This window comes from Dactylosporangium sp. NPDC051485 (assembly GCF_040682015.1).
GTDB lineage: Bacteria > Actinomycetota > Actinomycetes > Mycobacteriales > Micromonosporaceae > Dactylosporangium.
In genome coordinates, this window is sequence record NZ_JBFAZW010000060.1 from 30133 (window position 1) to 49066 (window position 18934).

22 protein-coding genes and 1 tRNA gene are annotated in these 18934 nt (G+C 72.0%); 11 read left to right on the forward strand and 12 right to left on the reverse strand.

Annotation, left to right across the window (positions count from 1 at the left end):
* The first annotated feature begins 7 nt into the window (after positions 1-7).
* Positions 8-706 (forward strand): NRDE family protein, encoded by a 699-nt coding sequence (locus tag AB0M46_RS29935; protein ID WP_363341329.1) that lies wholly within the window; start codon positions 8-10, stop codon positions 704-706.
* Here the strand turns inward: AB0M46_RS29935 and AB0M46_RS29940 are convergent.
* The 8 genes from AB0M46_RS29940 to urtA all read right to left on the reverse strand — a co-directional run bounded on the left by AB0M46_RS29940 (position 651) and on the right by urtA (position 8251).
* Positions 651-1247, reverse strand: coding sequence for a DUF998 domain-containing protein (locus AB0M46_RS29940; RefSeq protein WP_363341331.1), 597 nt, complete (start codon positions 1245-1247; stop codon positions 651-653). The two genes, AB0M46_RS29935 and AB0M46_RS29940, sit on opposite strands and share 56 nt — an antisense overlap.
* Before the next feature lie 98 nt (positions 1248-1345).
* A complete protein-coding gene (locus tag AB0M46_RS29945) occupies positions 1346-2074 on the reverse strand; it encodes an enoyl-CoA hydratase-related protein (RefSeq protein WP_363341333.1) in 729 nt (242 codons plus the stop codon).
* On the reverse strand, positions 2068-3537 hold the full coding sequence (locus AB0M46_RS29950) for a glutamate-cysteine ligase family protein (protein WP_363341335.1): 1470 nt from the start codon (positions 3535-3537) through the stop codon (positions 2068-2070). Before AB0M46_RS29950 ends, AB0M46_RS29945 begins: the two co-directional genes overlap by 7 nt.
* A 109-nt stretch (positions 3538-3646) precedes the next feature.
* Positions 3647-4342, reverse strand: coding sequence for an urea ABC transporter ATP-binding subunit UrtE (gene urtE, locus AB0M46_RS29955; RefSeq protein WP_363341337.1), 696 nt, complete (start codon positions 4340-4342; stop codon positions 3647-3649).
* Positions 4329-5084, reverse strand: coding sequence for an urea ABC transporter ATP-binding protein UrtD (urtD, locus tag AB0M46_RS29960; protein ID WP_363341339.1), 756 nt, complete (start codon positions 5082-5084; stop codon positions 4329-4331). Before urtD ends, urtE begins: the two co-directional genes overlap by 14 nt.
* A complete protein-coding gene (urtC, locus tag AB0M46_RS29965) occupies positions 5081-6145 on the reverse strand; it encodes an urea ABC transporter permease subunit UrtC (protein WP_363341340.1) in 1065 nt (354 codons plus the stop codon). The genes urtD and urtC overlap by 4 nt, the downstream gene beginning before the upstream one ends.
* Positions 6142-7014 carry an urea ABC transporter permease subunit UrtB gene (urtB, locus tag AB0M46_RS29970; RefSeq protein WP_363341342.1) on the reverse strand — a complete coding sequence of 291 codons (873 nt, stop codon included), beginning with the start codon at positions 7012-7014 and terminating at the stop codon, positions 6142-6144. The genes urtC and urtB overlap by 4 nt, the downstream gene beginning before the upstream one ends.
* 16 nt (positions 7015-7030) lie before the next feature.
* Positions 7031-8251 carry an urea ABC transporter substrate-binding protein gene (gene urtA, locus AB0M46_RS29975; protein WP_363341344.1) on the reverse strand — a complete coding sequence of 407 codons (1221 nt, stop codon included), beginning with the start codon at positions 8249-8251 and terminating at the stop codon, positions 7031-7033.
* A gap of 148 nt (positions 8252-8399) precedes the next feature.
* Here urtA and AB0M46_RS29980 point away from each other — a divergent pair, with 148 nt between their 5' ends.
* The 3 genes from AB0M46_RS29980 to AB0M46_RS29990 are packed head-to-tail and all read left to right on the forward strand — an operon-like array spanning position 8400 to position 11737.
* Positions 8400-9599, forward strand: a complete 1200-nt coding sequence (locus AB0M46_RS29980; RefSeq protein ID WP_363341346.1) for a DUF4407 domain-containing protein — start codon at positions 8400-8402, stop codon at positions 9597-9599.
* A 57-nt stretch (positions 9600-9656) separates the two neighbouring features.
* Positions 9657-11267 carry a family 10 glycosylhydrolase gene (locus AB0M46_RS29985; protein WP_363341348.1) on the forward strand — a complete coding sequence of 537 codons (1611 nt, stop codon included), beginning with the start codon at positions 9657-9659 and terminating at the stop codon, positions 11265-11267.
* Between the two features lie 35 nt (positions 11268-11302).
* The gene (locus AB0M46_RS29990) at positions 11303-11737 is read left to right on the forward strand and encodes a hypothetical protein (RefSeq protein WP_363341350.1); all 435 of its coding nucleotides are present in this window, start codon (positions 11303-11305) and stop codon (positions 11735-11737) included.
* Positions 11738-11841: 104 nt separating this feature from the next.
* Here AB0M46_RS29990 and AB0M46_RS29995 read toward each other — a convergent pair.
* Both AB0M46_RS29995 and AB0M46_RS30000 read right to left on the reverse strand, forming a co-directional pair.
* Positions 11842-11917 (reverse strand) — tRNA-Arg (locus AB0M46_RS29995).
* Between the two features lie 109 nt (positions 11918-12026).
* The gene (locus tag AB0M46_RS30000; protein ID WP_363341352.1) at positions 12027-12683 is read right to left on the reverse strand and encodes an RluA family pseudouridine synthase; all 657 of its coding nucleotides are present in this window, start codon (positions 12681-12683) and stop codon (positions 12027-12029) included.
* Here AB0M46_RS30000 and AB0M46_RS30005 point away from each other — a divergent pair.
* Genes AB0M46_RS30005 through AB0M46_RS30015 form a run of 3 tightly spaced genes read left to right on the forward strand, consistent with a single transcriptional unit; the run spans position 12612 to position 14592 of the window.
* A complete protein-coding gene (locus AB0M46_RS30005) occupies positions 12612-13700 on the forward strand; it encodes a sigma-70 family RNA polymerase sigma factor (protein WP_363341354.1) in 1089 nt (362 codons plus the stop codon). The genes AB0M46_RS30000 and AB0M46_RS30005 overlap by 72 nt on opposite strands.
* A 23-nt stretch (positions 13701-13723) precedes the next feature.
* Positions 13724-14356 (forward strand): DedA family protein, encoded by a 633-nt coding sequence (locus tag AB0M46_RS30010; RefSeq protein ID WP_363341356.1) that lies wholly within the window; start codon positions 13724-13726, stop codon positions 14354-14356.
* Positions 14357-14397: 41 nt separating this feature from the next.
* Positions 14398-14592 (forward strand): CsbD family protein, encoded by a 195-nt coding sequence (locus AB0M46_RS30015; RefSeq protein ID WP_363341358.1) that lies wholly within the window; start codon positions 14398-14400, stop codon positions 14590-14592.
* Between the two features lie 80 nt (positions 14593-14672).
* Here AB0M46_RS30015 and AB0M46_RS30020 read toward each other — a convergent pair whose 3' ends face one another.
* Positions 14673-15338, reverse strand: coding sequence for a DUF4097 family beta strand repeat-containing protein (locus AB0M46_RS30020; RefSeq protein ID WP_363341359.1), 666 nt, complete (start codon positions 15336-15338; stop codon positions 14673-14675).
* Positions 15339-15559: 221 nt separating this feature from the next.
* Here AB0M46_RS30020 and AB0M46_RS30025 point away from each other — a divergent pair, with 221 nt between their 5' ends.
* Positions 15560-16300: a helix-turn-helix domain-containing protein gene (locus AB0M46_RS30025; protein ID WP_363341361.1), complete on the forward strand. Its 741-nt coding sequence runs from the start codon at positions 15560-15562 to the stop codon at positions 16298-16300.
* 19 nt (positions 16301-16319) lie between these two features.
* Positions 16320-17186, forward strand: coding sequence for an RNA polymerase sigma-70 factor (locus AB0M46_RS30030; RefSeq protein WP_363341363.1), 867 nt, complete (start codon positions 16320-16322; stop codon positions 17184-17186).
* On the opposite strand, the gene AB0M46_RS30035 is transcribed toward AB0M46_RS30030, so the two are convergent.
* Positions 17161-17946 carry an SDR family NAD(P)-dependent oxidoreductase gene (locus AB0M46_RS30035; protein WP_363341364.1) on the reverse strand — a complete coding sequence of 262 codons (786 nt, stop codon included), beginning with the start codon at positions 17944-17946 and terminating at the stop codon, positions 17161-17163. The genes AB0M46_RS30030 and AB0M46_RS30035 overlap by 26 nt on opposite strands.
* Before the next feature lie 48 nt (positions 17947-17994).
* Here AB0M46_RS30035 and AB0M46_RS30040 point away from each other — a divergent pair, with 48 nt between their 5' ends.
* On the forward strand, positions 17995-18345 hold the full coding sequence (locus tag AB0M46_RS30040; RefSeq protein ID WP_363341366.1) for a helix-turn-helix domain-containing protein: 351 nt from the start codon (positions 17995-17997) through the stop codon (positions 18343-18345).
* Between the two features lie 95 nt (positions 18346-18440).
* Complete coding sequence (locus tag AB0M46_RS30045; RefSeq protein ID WP_363341368.1) at positions 18441-18887, forward strand: SigE family RNA polymerase sigma factor; 447 nt, start codon at positions 18441-18443, stop codon at positions 18885-18887.
* The last annotated feature ends 47 nt before the right edge of the window (positions 18888-18934 follow it).

The window sequence follows — 18934 nt, forward strand, 5'->3', positions numbered from 1 at the left end:
TCGGTCCATGTGCACCGTGCTCCTCCGGTTCGACCCCGACGCCACCTGGCCCGTGCTGCTCGCCGCCGTCCGCGACGAGTACCTGGGCCGCCCCTGGGAGCCCCCCGCCGAGCACTGGCCGGGCCGCTTCGGCGGCCGCGACGGCACCGCCGGCGGCACCTGGCTGGCCGTGGACCCGGCCCGCCCGAGCGTGACGGCGCTGCTCAACGGCTCCCCGGCGCTGCCACCGGCCGGCGATCGCCCCACCCGCGGGTCGCTGCCGCTGTCCCCCTACCCGCCGGACGACGAGGTGCTGCGCGCCTTCGACGCGTTCCATCTGGTGCGGGCCGATCCGACCGAGGTAGCGGTCACCTCCTGGGACGGCACGACGGTCACGCACCGGGTGCTGCCGCCCGGCGACCACGTGATCGTCAACCAGGGGATCGACGTCAACGAGTTCGCCCCGCTGCGCGCGGCCGGCACCCCCGACCCGAAGCCCGGGCTGGCCCCGGCGGCCGCCTGGGGGGACTGGATCGCCCTGCTCTCCGGCGGCGAGTTCACCGGCGCGGCCGAGCGGCCGCTGCTGATCCGCAAGGAGTTCGACGGCCTGCTCTACGGCTCCGGGTCGGCCAGCCTCGTGGCGATCGGCGAGCCCGGGGTCCGGTACGACTTCACCGCGAACCCGGGGCCGGAGGCGCACTGGTTCGAGGTACCGCTGCCGAACTGAACACCACCCAGGCGCACACCGCGGCCAGGGCCAGGCGCTCGGTGACCCCGGTGAAGAGGGAGCGCCCGACGAGGAGGATGCCCGCCGCCGAGAGGATCAGCGGCGGGTAGGCCACCAGGATCCCGATCCGGCCGGCCCGCCGCCAGAAGCGCCCGGCGGCGGGCAGCGTGGCGCACAGCAGCATCGCCAGCGCGCAGAGCCCGAGCGCGCCGACCGCGCCGGTCGCGTGCACGAGGTCCCGGGCGGACGGCGTCTCGTACGGCGGCAGCGGGCACCCCGGGCTGCAGTGCACGCCGGCCGCCACCCCGGCCAGCGGCGCAGCCAGCCCGAAGCACGCGGCCGCCGCCCTCAAGGGTTGCGCCGGTGTGAGCAACGCCAGCGAGAGGGCCAGCAGGACCATGCTCGCCGCGTACAGCCCCGCGTGCGGCGCGCCGGGCACGCCCGACTCGGAGACGAAGGCCGACAGCGGCGCCCCCGCGACGGCCACCGCCAGGCCCGCGCTGCCCAGCGCACCGGCGACCACGGCCCAGCGGGAGATCATTTCTCCAGCCTAGGCCCGGGCCTGTCGAACACATCGAGCCCTTCGAGGGGCCCGGGTCGAGGGCCGGACGGCGAAAGGCGGGCAGTCGCCCCGGCCGGTTACGCGAGCGGGCCGAAGACCGGCTCGCGGCGCTCCAGGAAGGCGGTGATGCCCTCCTGCAGCTCCGCCTCGTCCTGCGCCGGGGGCGCCGCCCCGGACAGCACCGCCTTCGCCGCGCGCTGCGTCAGCAGGGAGCGGCCGGCGATCGTGGTGGCCGTTCGATGTACCGCGGCGGCCAGATCGGCGGCGGGCACCACCGCGTCGACCAGGCCGAAGCGCTCGGCCGAGGCGGCGTCGATCAGCTCCGCGGTGTAGAGCAGCAGCTTCGCCCGGGCCGGGCCGATGAGGGCGGACAGACGGCGGGTGGTCGAGGGCGGGTAGACGATGCCGAGCTTGGCCGGGGGCACCCCGAAGCGGCTGTCGTCGGCGGCGAAGCGCAGGTCGCAGGCGACCGCCAGCTGGCAGCCGCCGCCCACGCAGAAGCCGTCGATGCGGGCGATGGTGGGCTTCGGGAAGGCGGCCAGGGCCTCCTCGGCGGCGACCGCGATGCTGGCGTCGCCGGCGCGGGCCACGTCGGCGGCCTCGGTGATGTCGGCGCCGGCGCAGAACGTGCCGCCGGCGCCGGCCAGGATCAGCACGCGCACCGCCGGGTCCTCGGCCAGCGGGGTCAGCAGCGACGGCAGGGCGCGCCACATCGCGGCGGTCATCGCGTTGCGCTTGGCCGGGTTGGCGATCGTCAGGGTGGCGATCGGGCCGTCCTTGGCCAGGACCAGCTGGCCGCTCACCATTCGTGGACGGGGACGTTCGAGTGCATCCTCGGAAGGTACTCCTGCAGCAGCTTGCGCATCGTGTCGTCCCGCTGCACCGGGCCGTTGCCCTCGATCGCGTGCGCGGCCTCGACCAGCCAGGTGGCGCCGTTGCGCTGGGCCAGGCAGCGCTGCTCCACGATGCCGAGCAGCCGGTCGCGGTGGGCCGGGTCGACGCCCCACTCGTCGAGGCCCTCGTGGGCCAGGGGCAGAAGGCGGCGCAGGACCAGCTCCGTCACCGGGACCGAGCCCAGCCCGGGCCAGAAGACCGGGGCGTCGATGCCGTGCCGGGCGGCCGTGTGGAAGTTCTCCTCGGCGGCGCCGAAGGACATCTGGGTCCACACCGGACGGTCCTGGCCGGCCAGCCGGTGGACCAGCCCGAGGAAGAAGGCGGCGTTGGCCATGCTGTCGACCACGGTCGGGCCGGCCGGCAGCACCCGGTTCTCCACCCGCACGTGCGGGCGCCCGTCGACGACGTCGTAGATGGGGCGGTTCCAGCGGTAGATCGTGCCGTTGTGCAGCCGCAGCTCCCCCAGCCGCGGCGTGCCGCCGGCGTCCAGGGTCGCGATCGGGTCCTCGTCCTCGCAGATGGGCAGGAGCGCCGGGAAGTACCGCACGTTCTCCTCGAACAGGTCGAAGATGGACGTGATCCATCGCTCGCCGAACCAGACCCTCGGCCGCACGCCCTGGCTCTTGAGCTCCTCCGCGCGGGTGTCGGTCGCCTGCTCGAACAGCGGGATGCGGGTCTCCCGCCACAGCTCCTGCCCGAAGAGGAAGGGCGCGTTGGCCCCGAGCGCCACCTGGACGGCCGCGATGGCCTGGGCCGCGTTCCAGTAGGCGGCGAAGCGCTGCGGGGCAACCTGCAGGTGGAACTGCACGCTGGTGCACGCCGCCTCGGGCGCGATCGAGTCGCACCGCACGTGCAGGCGCTCGACGCCGTCGATGGCGATGAGCAGGTCCTCGCCGCGGGCCGCGAATATCTGCTCGTTGAGCAGGGCGAAGCGCGGATTGGCCGACAACACGTCCAGCGTGAGCTGGTCGCGGCGCAGCGTGGGCAGGATGCCGATCATCGCCAGCCGGGTGCCCACCCGCGCCGCGTGCTCCTCGGCCGCGTTGAGGCTCTCCCGCACCTGCGCCTCGAACCGCGCGAGCCCGTCGCCCAGCAGCCGCTGCGGCGGCACGTTGATCTCGATGTTGAACTGCCCGAGCTCGGTCACGAACGCGGGGTCGGCCAGGGCGTCGAGCACCCGCTGGTTGCGCAGCGCCGGGTCGTAGTGCTCGTCGACGAGGTTGAGCTCGATCTCGAGCCCGCTCATCCCGTCGCCGTTGTCGAAGGGCGCCTCGGCCAGCATCCGGGCGAACGCGTCGAGGCATCGGCGCACCTTGTCGCGGTACCGCATCCGGTGTTCCCGGCTGAACACGTGCGACCCGACGTCCTTGCCCATGGATGCCACCTCCACGCGGGAAGAGCCGTGCTCTCTGGCATACCACGGGAAGCGGCTTTTTACTCCTGCGTCACGGGTGCCCGTCGATACGGGCACCCGCCCGCGCGCTTCAGACGGTCAGAAGCTGACGGACCGCGGGGTCCTGCAGGTCGGCGCGGTCGCCAGCCCGCACCACCTCGCCGGCGTCGATGATGACGAAGTTGTCCGCCAGGCGAAGGGCCAGGTCGAGGTACTGCTCGACCAGCAGCACGGCCACCCCGGTCTCCTTGTGCAGGCGCTCGATCGAGTCCTCGATCTCCAGGATCACCGAGGGCTGGATGCCCTCGGTCGGCTCGTCCAGCAGCAGCATCGACGGGCGGGTGATCAGGGTCCGGGCCATCGACAGCTGCTGTTGCTGGCCGCCCGACAGGAAGCCGGCCTTGTTGCGCAGGAAGGGGCGCAGGGCCGGGAACACGTCCAGGGCCTCGTCGAGCGAGGACTTCGTGGCCTTCGGCGATGCCTCCAGGACCACCTGTAGGTTCTCCCACACGGTCAGCTGGGGGAACGTCTCGTGGCCCTGCGGGGCGTAACCCAGGCCCAGGCGCACCCGGTCGTAGGTCCTCAGCCGGGTGACGTCGTGGCCGTCGAAGGTGATCCGGCCCTTGCGGACCGGCAGGACGCCCATGATGGCCTTGAGCAGGGTGGTCTTGCCGACCCCGTTGCGCCCCATCACGCAGGTCAGGGAGCCCGGCGGCACGGTCATCGACAGGCCGAAGAGGACCTGCGCCCGGCCGTAGGCCACGTCGATCGACTCAATTGCCAGCATCGACCGGCTCCTTTCGCGCCCGTCCCAAATAGACCTCCTGGACCCTCGGGTCGGCCTGCACGTCGGCCACGCTGCCCTGGCGCAGCAGTCGGCCCTCGTGCAGGACCGTCACGACGGTGGCGAAGCGGCGCAGGAACTCCATGTCGTGCTCGATGACCACGACCGTGTGGGTCTTGGCCACCTCGACCAGGAGCTGGCCGGTGCGCTCGCGCTCGTCGCGGCTCATGCCGGCCACCGGCTCGTCGAGCAGCAGGAGGCGGGGCTGCTGGACCAGCAGCATGCCGATCTCCAGCCACTGGCGCTGGCCGTGGGACAGCACGCCGGCCTTGCGCTCGACGAGGCCGGCCAGGCCGGTGGTCTCCAGGACTCGGACGACGTCCTCGGGGTAGGCGCGGCGGCGGCGCAGCAAGGCGGGCAGCGGCCGGCGGAAGGAGGCCGCCAGGTCGAGGTTCTCGCCGACCGTGAGCTCCTCGAAGACGACGGAGGTCTGGAAGGTACGGCCGATGCCCAGCCGCACGATCCGGTGCTCCTTGCGGCCGAGGATCTCGTGCCCGTCGAAGGCGATGCTGCCCGACGCCGGGCGGGTGCGGCCGGTGATGCAGTCGACGAGCGTGGTCTTGCCGGCGCCGTTCGGGCCGATCACGAAGCGCAGCTCGCCCTCGGCCACGTCGAAGTCGAGGTCGGTGACGGCCTTGAAGCCGTCGAAGACCACGTTGAGGCCGCGCACTTGCAGGAGGCTCATCGGCGCGCCACCTTCTTGAGATCGAGCTTCCTGATGTCGATCTTCTTGATCTCGATCTTCTTGAGATCGAGTCCGGCCAGGCCGCGGGGTGCCCACACCATGACGGCGATGAACAGGGCGCCGACCAGGTACTTCCAGCCCGACGGCCAGGCCTCGGACAGGGACGTCTCGGCGTAGTTGTAGAGGACCGCGCCCACCACCGCGCCGACGAGGGAGTAGCGGCCGCCGATGGCCACGCCGATGAGCATGGCCAGGGACGGGACGATGCCGAGCTCGGCCGGGGACATGATGCCGACGACCGGCACGAAGAGCGCACCCGCGATGCCGGCCAGGGCGGCGGAGAAGGCGAACGCGACGGTCTTCACGACGGCGGGGTCGTAGCCGAGGTACCGCACCCGGTCCTCCCCGTCCCGGATGGCCACCAGCAGCTTGCCGAAGCGGCTCTCCTTGAGCTGCCAGGCGAGCACGAACACGACGGCCAGCACGCCGACCGTGACGAGGTAGACCAGGCGCTGGCCGGACTCCTCGTAGAGGTCCAGCCCGAAGAAGAACTGGATGTTGGTCAGGCCGTTGGTCCCGCCGGTGAGGCCCTGCTGGCCGACCAGCAGGATGACGAACGCGGCGGCCAGGGCCTGGGACAGCACCGCGAAGTACGCTCCGCGCACCCGCTGGCGGAACACCAGCAGGCCCAGGAGCACGGCCACCGCGGTCGGCAGCAGGACCACCATGGCGAGCGCGAACGCCGGGTTGGCGAAGGGCTTCCACACCAGCGGCAGGCTGTCCACGCCGCTCCAGACCATGAAGTCGGGCAGGCCGCCGCCGGCGTCGGCGAGCTTGAGGTACATCCCCATGGCGTAGCCGCCGAGGCCGAAGAAGACGCCCTGGCCGAGGGTCAGCATGCCGCCGCGGCCCCACGCGATCGCGATGCCCACGGCGACGATGGCGAAGCAGAGGTACTTCCCCAGCAGCTGCAGCCGGAACGGCCCGAGCACGTTGGGCACGACCAGCGTCATCACCAGCAGCGCGGCGACGAACAGCGCGGGGCCGCCGAAGCGCCTCACGACAGCGCCCGGGAGCGCAGGACGAACAGGCCCTGGGGGCGAACCTGCAGGAAGGCGACGATCACGGCGAACGCCACCACCTTGGCGAGGCTGGCGTTGGTCCACAGCTCGACGTAGCTGTTGAGCAGCCCGAGGGCGACGGCGGCGACCACCGCCCCCTTGAGCTGCCCCAGCCCGCCGGCCACGACGACCAGGAAGGCGTCGACGATGTAGTACGTGCCGATCTGGGGGCCGACCGGGCCGATGAGCGTGAGCGCCACGCCCGCCAGCCCGGCCAGGCCGGAGCCGATGAAGAAGGTGAGCTGGTCGACCCGGTCGGTGGCCACCCCGCTGATCGCGGCGAGCTGCCGGTTCTGCATCACCGCGCGCATCCGGCGCCCGGCGGACAGGCGGGTCAGGTACAGCCAGATCCCGGCCACGCCGGCGGCCGCCAGCGCCATGATGAACAGCCGGTTGTAGGCGATGTCCACGCCGGCGGCGTGGAACCCGCCGCGGAGCCACCCGGGCGCGCTGACCTGCACGTTCGGCGCGCCGAAGAGGTCTATGGCGGCCTGCTGCAGGATGAGGCTGACGCCCCAGGTGAGCAGCAGCGTGTCCAGCGGACGGCCGTAGAAGCGCCGGACCAGCAGGCGCTCCAGGACGAGGCCCATGACCCCGCCGACGACGAAGGCGATGGGCAGCGCCACGGCGACCGCCTGGGTGCCGGCGAAGCTCTGCACGAGGTAGGTGGTGTAGGCGCCGGCCATGATGAACTCGCCGTGCGCCATGTTGATGACCCCCATCTGACCGAACGTGAAGGTCAGGCCGAGGGCGATGAGCAGCAGCACGGCGCCGATGCTCAGGCCGGTGACGAACTGATTGGCGATCATGGCCGACGCCCCTTCCTCAGCTCAGGCCCTTGGCCCAGTCGTAGCCCTTGAGGTACGGGTCCGGCTTGATCGGCTGGCCGGAGTTCCAGACCTCCTTGATCTGCCCGTCGGGCCGGATGATGCCGATCCGGGCGGTCTTGTAGACGTGCTGGTTGTCGCCGTCGATCGTGACCTTGCCCTCCGGCAGGTCGAGCGAGATGCCCTTGGCCGCCGCCTTGACCTTCTCCACGTCGGTGCTGCCGGCCTTCTTGACCGCCTCGGCCCAGAGGTACACGGCGTTGTAGCCGGCCTCCATCGGGTCGGAGGTGACCTTGTCGGCGCCGTACTTCGCCTTGAACGCGGCGACGAACTTGTCGTTGGCCGCGCCCGACGTGGTCTGGTAGTAGTTCCACGCGACCAGGTGCCCGGCGATGTTCTCCTTGCCGATGCCGACGACCTCCTCCTCCGCCACGCTGACGGAGACGGTCGGCATGGTGTCCGCGCTGATGCCCTTGTTCTTGAGCTCCTTGAAGAAGGCCACGTTGGAGTCGCCGTTGAGGGTGTTGAAGACCGCGTCGGGCTTGGCCGCGGCGAGCTTGTTCACCAGGGTGCTGTACTCGGTGTGGCCCAGCGGCGTGTACTCCTCGCCGATGATCTCCATCCCGTTGGCCGCCGCGTACGCCTTGATCTCCTTGTTGGCGGTGCGCGGGAACACGTAGTCGGAGCCGACCAGGAAGATCTTCTTCTTGCCCTGCTGCTTGAGGTAGTCCAGGCCCGGGATGATCTGCTGGTTCGTGGTGGCACCGGTGTAGAAGATGTACGGCGAGCTCTCCAGCCCCTCGTACTGCACCGGGTACCACAGCAGGGCCTTGTTGCGCTCGAACACCGGCAGCATCGCCTTGCGGCTGGCCGAGGTCCAACCGCCGAAGACGGTGGCCACCTTGTCCTTGGAGATGAGCTTCTGCGCCTTCTCCGCGAAGGTCGGCCAGTCCGAGGCCCCGTCCTCGACGACGGGCTCCAGCTTCTTGCCCAGCACACCACCGGCGGCGTTGATCTCGTCGATGGCCATGAGTTCCGACTTCTGCACGGTGACCTCGGAGATCGACATCGTGCCGCTCAGCGAGTGCAGGATGCCGACCTTGATCGTGTCGCCGCTCGAGGAACCGCTGTCGCCCTTGGCGGGCTCGGAGCAGCCCGCCAGGGCCAGGAGCGTAAGGGTTGCCAGCGCGAAGAGACCGCGTCGAGCCAGTGGGGCCATATTCAGTCCTGTCCAGTCGGTGATGGGAGACCGAACCGTATGGACGGACCGTTTCACGAATCCCAATGCTTCGATGACGCGCGAGTTACCTGGCGCTCACAATCCGGAAAGCCGGAAATGCGACTTATCCTCGCGTAACGTCGTGCGCATGGCCGCACGCGACGCGCTCCTCAAGGTCGCCAACGTCAACCCCGCGAGCGTGCGCACCCACACCGATCGGGCGCTCTACAGCTCGGTCGGGATCTTCATCCTGTTGTACGGCGTATACGCGATCATCGGCGCGGCGAGCTTCGTCGATGCCTCCTCCAACTACCGCCACCCCTGGTGGCAGTGGCTGGTCGGCCCGCCGGTCGCCGCGGCCGTGATCGCCTACGACCGGGCCGTGGTCGGCCGGGTGGCGGTGAACTACGAGCGGCTGGACTCCACCGACCCGCACCACCTCCTGCGCCGGCGCACCTTCGGCCTCTACGCCGGCCGGATGCTGCTCGCCCTGCTCTTCGCCGTCGTCATCACCGAGCCGCTGATGCTGGCCCGCTACAAGGGCGAGGTCGACGCGTACCTCGGCACCGTGCACAACCGGCAGCTGACCCAGCTCGAGCACGACGGCGCGATCGCCACCTTCCAGCGCCAGATCGACGCGCTGCGGGCCCAGGACGGCGCCGACGACGCGGCCGTGGCCGACCTGCACAGGCTGGCCGCCGACAAGCGCAAGGAGTCGGCGTCGGCGTACGACCAGGCCCTGGCCGACTCGCGGGCCAACGGCGTGACCCAGCGGGCCGGCTGCCCGTCCGGCGGCTACTGCGACACGCTCGTGCGGCAGTCCCGCTCGCTCATGGACGAGGCCACCCGGCTCGACGCCGAGGCGGCCGCCCTGCGCACCTCGCAGGAGCCCGGGCGGCAGGCCCGCACCGCCCAGGTCGCCGAGCTCATGGGCCAGATCGCCGAGCAGCGCTCCACCAACCGGGTCGCGGTCGAGGCGGGCGCCGGCTTCGGGGCCCGCACCACCGCCATGTGGCACCTGGTGACCAGCGACTTCTGGGGCTTCGGCTTCTTCTACCTCGGCGTGGCCGCGCTGCTGATCTGCCTGGACTGCGCCGCCGTCTGGCTCAAGCTGGTCTCCTACGGCAACGGCTACGAGCGCACCGAGGCCCGCGAGGCCCGCCGCCGGGAGCTGTCCGCGACCAAGCGGCACGAGCAGGAGCTGCGGATGGCCCAGTCGGCCCGGGAACTCGCCGGCGACGGCCTGGACACGGTGGTCGCCGAGCGGCGGCTGATGGACGCCGCGGTGGCCAAGGCGACCGAGCGGCTCATGGCGGAACTGGACGACCAGTCCCGACTGGTCCGTTAGGACAGAAGTTTCCCGAATCGCTGGCGTTTGCGCCGGTGGGCTCGGCAGACTGGCCCGGTGCGCCACCGTCTCCCCCGCCGCGCACCAACGTTGTCCATCGTCGCCGGCATCGTCCTTGCCCTGGTGGCGGGCGTCGGGGCCGTCCGGGCGGTGTGGTCCGACGCCCTGTCCGCATCGGCCGAGGACCCGACCCGGGTCGAGCGGGTCGGGCTCGACGACCGGGCCGACCGCGCGGCCGACCCGCGGGCCCAGCGCTGCGGCGGCGCGGCCCTGAGCGCCCCCCGCGAGCTGCGCGGGATCTGGATCACCACGGTCGACAACATCGACTGGCCCAGCCGGCCGGGGCTGCCCGCCGAGCAGATCAAGGCCGAGTACCTCGGCTGGCTCGACCTCGCGCTCCAGCGCAACCTCAACGCGGTCTTCGTCCACGTCCGGCCCAGCGGCGACGCGCTGTGGCCCTCGCAGTACGCGCCCTGGTCCGAGTGGATCACCGGAGTGCGCGGCCAGGGCCCCGGCTTCGACCTGATGCAGTGGATGATCGACGAGACGCACAAGCGCAACCTCGAGTTCCACGCCTGGTTCAACCCGTACCGCGGCAGCCAGCCCGCCCCGTCCGGCTCCGGACCGGACATCAACGCGCTCGCCCCCGACCACCCGCTGCGCAAGCACCCGGAGTGGGCGATCGTCTACCCGTCGGCGGGCACCACGGGCAGCCGCCTGCACTTCAACCCGGGCATCCCCGAGGCGCGCAAGTTCGTCGAGGACTCGATGCTGGAGGCGGTGCAGAAGTACGACGTCGACGGGGTCCACTTCGACGACTTCTTCTACCAGTACCCGGTGGGCAAGCAGGACTACCCGGACGAGGCCGCCTACCGGCAGTACGGCAGCGGCATGGGCAAGGCCGACTGGCGCCGCGACAACGTCAACAAGCTCGTCCAGGAGATGAGCCAGCGGATCAAGCAGCTCAAGCCCTGGGTGAAGTTCGGCATCAGCCCGTTCGGCATCTGGCGCAACTCCTCCACCGACCCCGCCGGCTCCCCCACCCGCGGGCTGCAGAGCTACGACGACATCTACGCCGACACCCGCCTGTGGGTGCGCGCGCAGTGGCTCGACTACATCGTGCCGCAGCTGTACTGGAACATCGGCTTCGACGTTGCGGACTACGCCAAGCTCCTGCCCTGGTGGGTCGACGTCGTCAAGACGACCAGGGTCCAGCTGTACATCGGCCAGGCCGACTATCGCGCCGGGCAGTCCGGCCCGTTCTCCGACCCCGGCGAACTCGACCGCGAGCTGGCCCTCAACCGCACGTATCCGCAGGTCACCGGCAGCGTCCACTTCAGCGCCAAGAGCATGCGGGCCGACGCGCTGGGCTCGGTGTCGCAGTACGCCAAGCACTTCTACTCCACCCCCGCACTCCCGCCGGTAATGAAGTGGCTGCCCGGCACCGCCCCGGCCGCGCCCGCGCTGAAGTCGGCCGCCGACGGGGACAACGTCAGGCTGAGCTGGACCGGCAAGGGCGTCTCCTCCGCCGTGTACCGCGTGGAGGGCACCACGGCCCGCCTGGTCGCCACCCGCCGGGGCGGCGACGGCGACTACACCGGGCCGAAGGGCACCTACTGCGTCACCGAGCTCGACCGCTCCTGGAACGAAAGCCCTCCCGCCGGGTGATCCTCGCTCATCCCGCCCTTGCCGAGGCTTCGGGAGTGACGACGAGCTTCCTGTCCGACCAGGACTTCACCACGCCCGCGCACATCCGGGCCGCTCCGCCCGACGACCCCCGCCGCCCGTCCGACACCGAGCTGAAGAGCACCGGATCGCGGGCCCTGCTCGCCGTCACCTTCCTCGCCGCGGTATGGCTCGTGGTCTCGGCGGTGCCGTTCGGCTACATCGGCGCGGGCCGCTACGACGTCTTCTGGAGCGACGCGGTCACCGGGATCACCATCGCGATCGTGACCACCATCCGCCTGATCGTGCCCCGCTCCGCGGCCTTCGGCTGGGTGACCGGCGGGCTGGCGGGGTGGCTGCTGGTGGCGCCGCTGGTGCTGCAGTACGGCTGGTCGACCTCGACCACCAACGACATCATCGTCGGACTGCTGATCCTGGTGTGCGCGGCCCTCGGCCCGGCCGAGCGGGACTGAAACCGGCCTCCGCCGGCCGACCGCCCGAAACGCCAGGCCCAGGCGGACGCCCATCGAGTCCAGAGCGAGCGGCCCCCGCCGGGAAGGCGGGGGCCACTTGTGTGTGGTGGCCCCGGCGCGAATCGAACGCGCGACACCCGCTTTAGGAGAGCGGTGCTCTATCCCCTGAGCTACGAGGCCCTGCTCCGATCCCCGAGTCTAGGCGAGAGATGGGTCCGACCGAAATCGCGTATCCGGTTCGGGTACCGCCGGACGGATCAGGTGGTCAGCCGGCGATCCGCGCGGCCGGCTACACCGTGAAGTCCGGCGGGGCGGGGGCCTCCACCGTGACGCGCTTGCCGCGGTGGTCGAAGGACAGCCGCCAGGAGTGCAGGTAGGTGCGCCCGGCCGGGGCCTTCTCGAAGAGCGGGTCGCCCACGATCGGGTGCCCGATCCAGGCCAGGTGCACGCGGATCTGGTGCCGGCGGCCGGTCTGCGGCACGGCCTCCAGCAGGGCCCGCTCGGCGGTCTGGGCGCGCACCGCGAAGGTGGTCACCGACGGGTACGTCGGCACGGTGTCGAAGACCTCCGCGGCCGGGACCGTCCAGCTGTCATCCTGGTGGACGATGCTCTCCCGGGGGGCCGCGATCCGCACCCGGCTCTTGCGCCCGACGCTCAGCGGCAGGTCGATGCGGCCGGTCGGGGGCAGGCCGCCCGGGATGGTGAGCGCGAGGTACGCCTTGTCGACCGTGCGCTTGTTGAACTGCCTGGTCAGCCCGCCGTGCGCGGCCAGGTCCTTGGCGAAGAGGATGATGCCGGAGGTGACCTTGTCGATGCGGTGCACGGGATACAGCTGCTCGCCGGCCTCGGCCGCCATCCGCACCAGGTCCGACTCGTGCCGCTCGCCCATCACCGAGACGCCGACCGGCTTGTCCAGCACCAGGACCGCGTCGTCCTCCAGGATCACGCGCTCACGAAACTCCGCCCACATCGTCCTAACATCGCACGCCGCGATGAAGGGGCTTCCATGGACCTGACCCGACAGCTGGAGCCGCACCGGCGGGAGCTCGAGGTGCACTGCTACCGCATGGTGGGCTCCTTCCACGAGGCCGAGGACCTGGTGCAGGAGACGTTCCTGCGCGCCTGGCGCGGCTGGGACCAGTTCCAGGGGCGCTCGTCGGTCCGGGCGTGGCTGTACCGCATCGCCACAAACGCCTGCCTCGACGCGCTCAAGAGCGCCCAGCGCCGGGTGCTGCCGATGGATCTGGCCCCGCCGTCGGCGCCCGGCGTGGACCTGCCGCCGCGGGCCGACGTGCCCTGGCTGGAGCCGCTGCCCGACCGGGTGCTCGACGAGGACCCGGAGACCCGCCTGGTCGCCCGGGAGACGGTGGAGCTGGCGTTCCTGGCCGCGCTGCAGCACCTGCCGCCGCGGCAGCGGGCCGTGCTCATCGCCCGCGACGTGCTCGGCTGGTCGGCGGCGCAGACCGCGGACCTGGTCGGGGCGAGCGAGCCCTCGGTCAACAGCGCGCTGCAGCGGGCCCGCGCCACGCTGCGCAAGCGGCTGCCCGAGCGGGGCGAGGACTGGCGGCCGGAGCGGGGGCCGGAGCCCGGCGAGCGGGAGGTACTGCGCCGCTACGTCGAGGCCTTCGAGCGCGCCGACGTGGCCGGGATGGCGCGGCTGATCGCCGACGAGGCGCGCGCCGCGATGCCGCCGCTGCCCATGTGGTACCTCGGCAAGACCGCCATCGTCGGCGCGCTCTCGCGCAGCGTCCCGCCCGGCTCCCCCGCCCACGTCGGGCGGGTCCGCGCGGTGCCGGCGCGGGCCAACCGCTCCCCGGCGCTGATGGCCTACCACACGCCGCCCGGGACCACGGCCGAGCGGCCGTTCGCCATCAGCGTGCTGCGCATCGAGGGCGGCCTGATCAGGGACATGGTCGCGTTCCACGACCCGCGGCTCTTCGGGCTGTTCGAGGCGGCGGGGTAGGGGAAGCCCTACCGGAGATCGGCATGGTGGCCCCGCTGCGCCGAGCGGCCCGCGACGGCACCGTGGAAGGCATGGAGGCGATGGCCGGATGGGCGTACCTGGTGATCTTCGTGCTGCTGGTGGTGGACTGCCTGATCCCGGCGGTGCCCGCGGAGACCAGCGTCATCGCCGGGGGCGCGCTGGCCGCGAGCGGGCACCTGCACGTGGCCGTCGTGCTGGCGGCGGCGGCGACCGCGGTGGTCGCCGGCGACCTGCTCATGCACGAGGCGGCCCGCCGCGGCGGGCGCCGGCTGGTGGAGCGCTTCGTGCGCGGCGAGCGCTCGTGGCGGGCGGTCGCGTGGGTGGCCCGCCTGCTCGACCGGCGCGGCGGCGCGATCGTCGCCGCCGGGCGGTTCGTCCCGCTGGGTCGCACGACGGTGGCCCTGGTCAGCGGGTACGCCCAGTTCCCCCGCCGCCGCTTCCTGCCCGCCATCGCCGTCGGCGCGCTGCTGTGGAGCCTCTACACGGTGGGCCTCGGCTACCTCGGCGGCAACGTCTTCACCGGCAACCCGCTGGCCGCCGCCGCCCTCGGCGTGGTCCTCTCCCTGCTCGTGACCGGCGTGACGACCGCGGCCCAGCGGATGCGTTTGCGAACCCGCAAGGCCGGGCACCCCTGATGTAGCAAGGCGAGAGGCCCGAAACGTGGAAGGGATGTGCGATGAGCTTCACGGACAAGGTCGAGCACAAGGGCGAGGAGCTCAAGGGCGCCGCCAAGGAGAAGTGGGGCGACGCCACGGACAACGAGCGACTCGAAGCCGAAGGCGCAGCCGAGCGCACCGCCGCGAAGGCGAAGCAGGCCGGTGACCACGTGAAGGACGCCGGGCGCGACGTGCGCGACGCGTTCGACCACTGACCGCCGGCGCGACGGGTTTCGGGCCGCCCCCATCTCGGGGGCGGCCCGCCGTACGTTTCAGGCCTTGTTGAAGATGCTCCTCAGATGCTGCGGGCGACGATGTCGCCGTGGCCGGTGGTCGCGTGGATGTGCAGGCCGGGGGCGCCGTCGGCATTCTTGAGCGAGTTGTGGATCCGGCCGTGTGCCGTGCCGGCGTCCAGGGCGGCCGAGACGCCGCGGGCGGCGCCGACCTGCACGTCGCCGGCCTGGGTGCGCAGCACGACCGCGCCGCGCACGGCCTCGGCGATCCGGATGTCGTCCTTGGCGGTGCTGATCTCCGCGGGGCCGTTGAGGCGGCCGACCGAGACGTCGCCGGCCTGGACGGTGAGGCGGGCGCTCTCGGCCTCGTCGACCTTGATCGCGCCCTGTGCGCCGTCGAAGACCACCTCGCCGAACCGGCCGACGGCCCGGAACTCGGCACTGGCCGCCTTCGCCTCGACCCGGGAACCGGCCGGCAGCTGGACCGTCACCTCGACGGATCCGGAGGGGCCGAGGATCTGGTGCTTCGCCTCGACCTCGATCCGCAGGACTCCGTCGACGTACTCGACCTTGGCCTGCTCCGCCGCCTTCGCGTCGCGGCCCTTCGAGGCGTCCGCCGGCCGGACCTCGACCGTGGTGTCGGCCCGGTCGGCGGCGATGAGCTGCACACGCCCCGCGGGGATGTCGAGGACGGCGGCGATCGGGGCCGGGGTGTCGAACTTCTGCATCGCGCTCTCCTTGCGTGCGTTGTTTCCGATGCCGGAAAAGCTACGTTGCGTTCAAGGATTGAGCAACATACTCGTTGCGTCATACATATGTTTATGCAGCTCATAGCACACATTTCGTTGCAACGAGTCGACTTTCAATGCAACATGCGCGACCCCAGTCGTTGCATTGGCGCGAGAGCGAACGCTATGGTGGGGCATCGGAAGCGGGAAGGGAGATCGCGATGCCGGGCGGCAGGCTCACCCAGCAGGAGCGCCAGCAGATCGCGCTGGGGCTGGCCGACGGGCTCGCCTACGCGGAGATCGCCAGGGGCCTCGACCGCCCCACCTCGACGGTCACGCGCGAGGTGATGCGCAACGGCGGCCCCACCGGCTACCGCGCCGACCTGGCCCACCGCGCCACCGAGCACCGCGCCCACCGGCGCCGGCAGGCCGCGCCCCGGGGGCCGCAGGCGACCTCGACGGCTTACGGGCGCGACGCCGCAGCCGTGCACGAATACGAGGAGGTGTTCACCACCCTCCTCATGGGGCAGGGCCTGCCCAAGATGGTGTCGCGGGTGCTGACCTGCCTCTACATCAGCGACGCGGGCAGCCTCACCGCGTCCGAACTGGCCCAGCACCTCCAGGTCAGCCCCGGGTCCGTCTCCAAGGCGGTCGCACTCCTGGAGGGCCTGGGCCTCATCCGCCGGGAGCGTGACGAGCGCCGCCGCGAGCGTTACATCGTCGACAACGACGTCTGGTACCAGTCGATGATCGCCAGCGCCCGGTCCAGCGCCCAGCTGGCCGAGACCGCGCGGCAGGGCGTCGTCATCCTCGGCCCCGAGTCCCCGGCCGCCGTCCGGCTCGAGAACATCGCCCGCTTCGTCGACTTCGTCGCCGAGAGCATCATCCGCGCCGCGGAGCAGGCCCGCGAGGTCCTCTACGCGAAGCCCGAAGCAACCCAGCCCGGCCCAGACCGCGGATAGCCGAGCCTAGAATCACCGCATGGCGAACGGCCTCGAGGTCTTCAACGCGCATCGCGAGCGGCTGAGGGGCGTGGCGTACCGGGTGCTGGGGCGCGCCGCCGACACCGAGGACGTGGTCCAGGACGCCTGGCTGCGCTGGAGCGCCGTCGACCCGGCCGGGGTGGACGACCCCGAGGCCTACCTGGTCCGGGTGACCACCCGGCTGGCCGTCGACCGGCTGCGCAGCGCCCAGTCCCGGCGGGAGGCCTACGTGGGCTCCTGGCTGCCCGAGCCGGTGCTCACCGGGCCCGACGTGGCCGAGCGCGTGGCCCTGGCCGAGTCCGTGTCGACCGCCATGCTGCTGGTGCTGGAGTCGCTGTCGCCGCTGGAGCGGGCCGTCTTCGTGCTGCGCGAGGCCTTCGGCTACTCCTACGCCGAGATCGCCGGCATCGTCGAGCGCTCGGAGCCGTCCGTCCGTCAGACCGCCGCCCGCGCCCGGGCCCACGTCGAGGACCACCGGGTGCGCTACGACACCGACCAGGCCACCCGGGCCGCCGTCACCGAGCGCTTCCTGGCCGCCTGCGCCGGGGGCGACCTGCGCGGGCTGGTCGAGGTGCTGGCCCCCGGGGTGGCCCTGGTCAGCGACGGCGGCGGGCTGGCCCAGGCCCCGCGCAAGCCGATCCTCGGTGCCGAGCTGGTGGCCCGCGCCCTGCTCACCTTCGCCGGCCGGACGCCGGACGGCATGACGGTCGAGATCGTCGAGCTCAACGGCGGCCCGGGCATCGTGGCCCGGGCCGGCGGCGCGGTCGTGTCGGCCATGACGCTGTTCCTGCGCGACGGGCTGATCGAGACCATCCACCTCATCGCCAACCCGGAGAAGCTCACCGCCATCCCGCCCGCTCGATGACCTCGCGCAGGCGCTCGGCGGCGGCCGGGTCGAGCGTCGGCAGCGACGGGTCGAGCACCCTGCCGCGGTCCAGCGCGGTCAGCCGGGCCGCCGGCGGGTGGTCGACGAGCTCCACGATCGGGGCCGCCGAGGCGGCGACCGGGCGGGCCGCGACCCGGGCCAGCAGCCGCAGGGTCAGGCGCAGCGGCGCCGGCAGCGGGCTCAGGTCCCCGCTGCGCGTGAAGCCGGGGTGGTACAGCACGTAGCGCGCCTTCCCGCGGTACCCCGCGCCGAGCAGGTCGTTGAGCCGCCCGGCCTGCAGCTGGGCCCGCACCATGCCGTAGCCCTCGCGCAGCTGCAGGTCGTCCCAGGCGATCGCGCCCTTGGTCACCCCGACCCCGGCCACGTTGACGACGACGGGCGCGGGAGCGGCCTCCAGCAGCGGGCGCAGCCCCTCGGCGAGCAGGTGCCGGCTCAGGAAGTACAACGCGAAGGTGTGCTCCAGCCCCTCCGCCGTCTCCCGCCGCCGCGGGCTCTGCCGGTTGGCGCACAGCACGAGCGCGTCGATCGACTCGAGGCGCTCGCGCAGGGTCGCGACCACCCGCCCGACCTCCGCGGTCGAGCTCAGGTCGGCCTGGACGAACGTGATGCCCGGCCCGAGCGCCCGCCCCTTCTCGGCGTTGCTGCCGATCACCACCACGTCGTCGCCGCGCTCGCGCCGCGCGAGCGCCGTGGCCCGCCCCATCCCGTCCGTGCCCCCGCTGATGACCACAGTCTTCATGCCTTGTATCGAAATAGACTCACGGCAAGCGCGTAAGGAGGCACTTCGATGTTGGATGCGCACACCCGTGTGCCCGTCGCCGAGTACGACGCCTGCCCGGTCACCGGGATCGTGCACCGCATGGGCGAACGCTGGACGCTGCTCGTGCTGGCGCTGCTGGCCCGCCGGCCGTACCGCTTCAACGAGCTGCACCGGGCCATCGAGGGCATCAGCCAGCGGATGCTGACCCGCACGCTGCGCGGGCTGGAGGGCGACGGGCTGGTCGAGCGCACGGTGTTCCCGACCGTGCCGCCCAGCGTCGAGTACGCGCTGTCGGCCGAGGGCGCCGGCCTCATGGCGTCGCTGGCCCCGCTGACCGAGTGGGCGGTGCGACGGGGTGGAAGTCCCGCCTCGATGTAACGGGCCCGCGCGGCGGCGCTTTCCCCGAGTTCGCGACGGCGTGCAACCTCACCGGGGCGGGGGCTCGTTTCAGTCCGAAGCGAGGGGGAGGCCCTATGCGCGAGCGGGCGCAAGAGGAGTACGTCGAGTACGTGACCGGCCGGCTGGCGTCCCTGCGCCAGCTCGCGTTCCTGCTGTGCGGGGACGAGCACCGCGGCGACGACATCGTGCAGCTCACGATCGAGAAGCTCTACCGGCGGTGGCCGCGGATCAGCGCGGTCGAGCATCCCGACCAGTACGTCAGGCAGATGCTCGTCCGGACGTTCCTCGACGAGCGGCGGCGGCCGTGGGGCCGGGTCGGGCTGTTCGGCAGCGCCGGGCCCGAGCCGCCACCGCACGCGCCGCACGAGGCGATCGACGACCGGCTCGCGCTGCGGGCGGCCCTGGAGAAGGTGCCGCGGCGGCAGCGGGCGGTGGTCGTGCTGCGCTACCTCTGCGACCTGTCCGTCGAGGAGACGGCCGCGGTCCTGGGCTGCTCCCCCGGCACTCCTAAGAAGCGTTAGCTGCTAAGGTCGATATTAGCAGGCCAGCGCATGAATGGGGAGGGCAT

What these genes read in the sequence shown, in the direction of transcription:
- AB0M46_RS30010 (WP_363341356.1), top strand. Translation starts at nt 13,724, where the DNA reads ATGGTGGCCCCGCTGCGCCGAGCGGCCCGCGACGGCACCGTGGAAGGC.
- AB0M46_RS29980 (WP_363341346.1), top strand. Translation starts at nt 8,400, where the DNA reads ATGGCCGCACGCGACGCGCTCCTCAAGGTCGCCAACGTCAACCCCGCG.
- AB0M46_RS30030 (WP_363341363.1), top strand. Translation starts at nt 16,320, where the DNA reads ATGGCGAACGGCCTCGAGGTCTTCAACGCGCATCGCGAGCGGCTGAGG.
- urtE (WP_363341337.1), bottom strand. Translation starts at nt 4,342, where the DNA reads ATGCTGGCAATTGAGTCGATCGACGTGGCCTACGGCCGGGCGCAGGTC.
- AB0M46_RS29935 (WP_363341329.1), top strand. Translation starts at nt 8, where the DNA reads ATGTGCACCGTGCTCCTCCGGTTCGACCCCGACGCCACCTGGCCCGTG.
- AB0M46_RS30015 (WP_363341358.1), top strand. Translation starts at nt 14,398, where the DNA reads ATGAGCTTCACGGACAAGGTCGAGCACAAGGGCGAGGAGCTCAAGGGC.
- urtD (WP_363341339.1), bottom strand. Translation starts at nt 5,084, where the DNA reads ATGAGCCTCCTGCAAGTGCGCGGCCTCAACGTGGTCTTCGACGGCTTC.
- AB0M46_RS30045 (WP_363341368.1), top strand. Translation starts at nt 18,441, where the DNA reads ATGCGCGAGCGGGCGCAAGAGGAGTACGTCGAGTACGTGACCGGCCGG.
- AB0M46_RS30040 (WP_363341366.1), top strand. Translation starts at nt 17,995, where the DNA reads ATGTTGGATGCGCACACCCGTGTGCCCGTCGCCGAGTACGACGCCTGC.
- AB0M46_RS30035 (WP_363341364.1), bottom strand. Translation starts at nt 17,946, where the DNA reads ATGAAGACTGTGGTCATCAGCGGGGGCACGGACGGGATGGGGCGGGCC.
- AB0M46_RS29950 (WP_363341335.1), bottom strand. Translation starts at nt 3,537, where the DNA reads ATGGGCAAGGACGTCGGGTCGCACGTGTTCAGCCGGGAACACCGGATG.
- urtA (WP_363341344.1), bottom strand. Translation starts at nt 8,251, where the DNA reads ATGGCCCCACTGGCTCGACGCGGTCTCTTCGCGCTGGCAACCCTTACG.
- AB0M46_RS30020 (WP_363341359.1), bottom strand. Translation starts at nt 15,338, where the DNA reads ATGCAGAAGTTCGACACCCCGGCCCCGATCGCCGCCGTCCTCGACATC.
- urtB (WP_363341342.1), bottom strand. Translation starts at nt 7,014, where the DNA reads ATGATCGCCAATCAGTTCGTCACCGGCCTGAGCATCGGCGCCGTGCTG.
- AB0M46_RS29940 (WP_363341331.1), bottom strand. Translation starts at nt 1,247, where the DNA reads ATGATCTCCCGCTGGGCCGTGGTCGCCGGTGCGCTGGGCAGCGCGGGC.
- AB0M46_RS30025 (WP_363341361.1), top strand. Translation starts at nt 15,560, where the DNA reads ATGCCGGGCGGCAGGCTCACCCAGCAGGAGCGCCAGCAGATCGCGCTG.
- AB0M46_RS29945 (WP_363341333.1), bottom strand. Translation starts at nt 2,074, where the DNA reads ATGGTGAGCGGCCAGCTGGTCCTGGCCAAGGACGGCCCGATCGCCACC.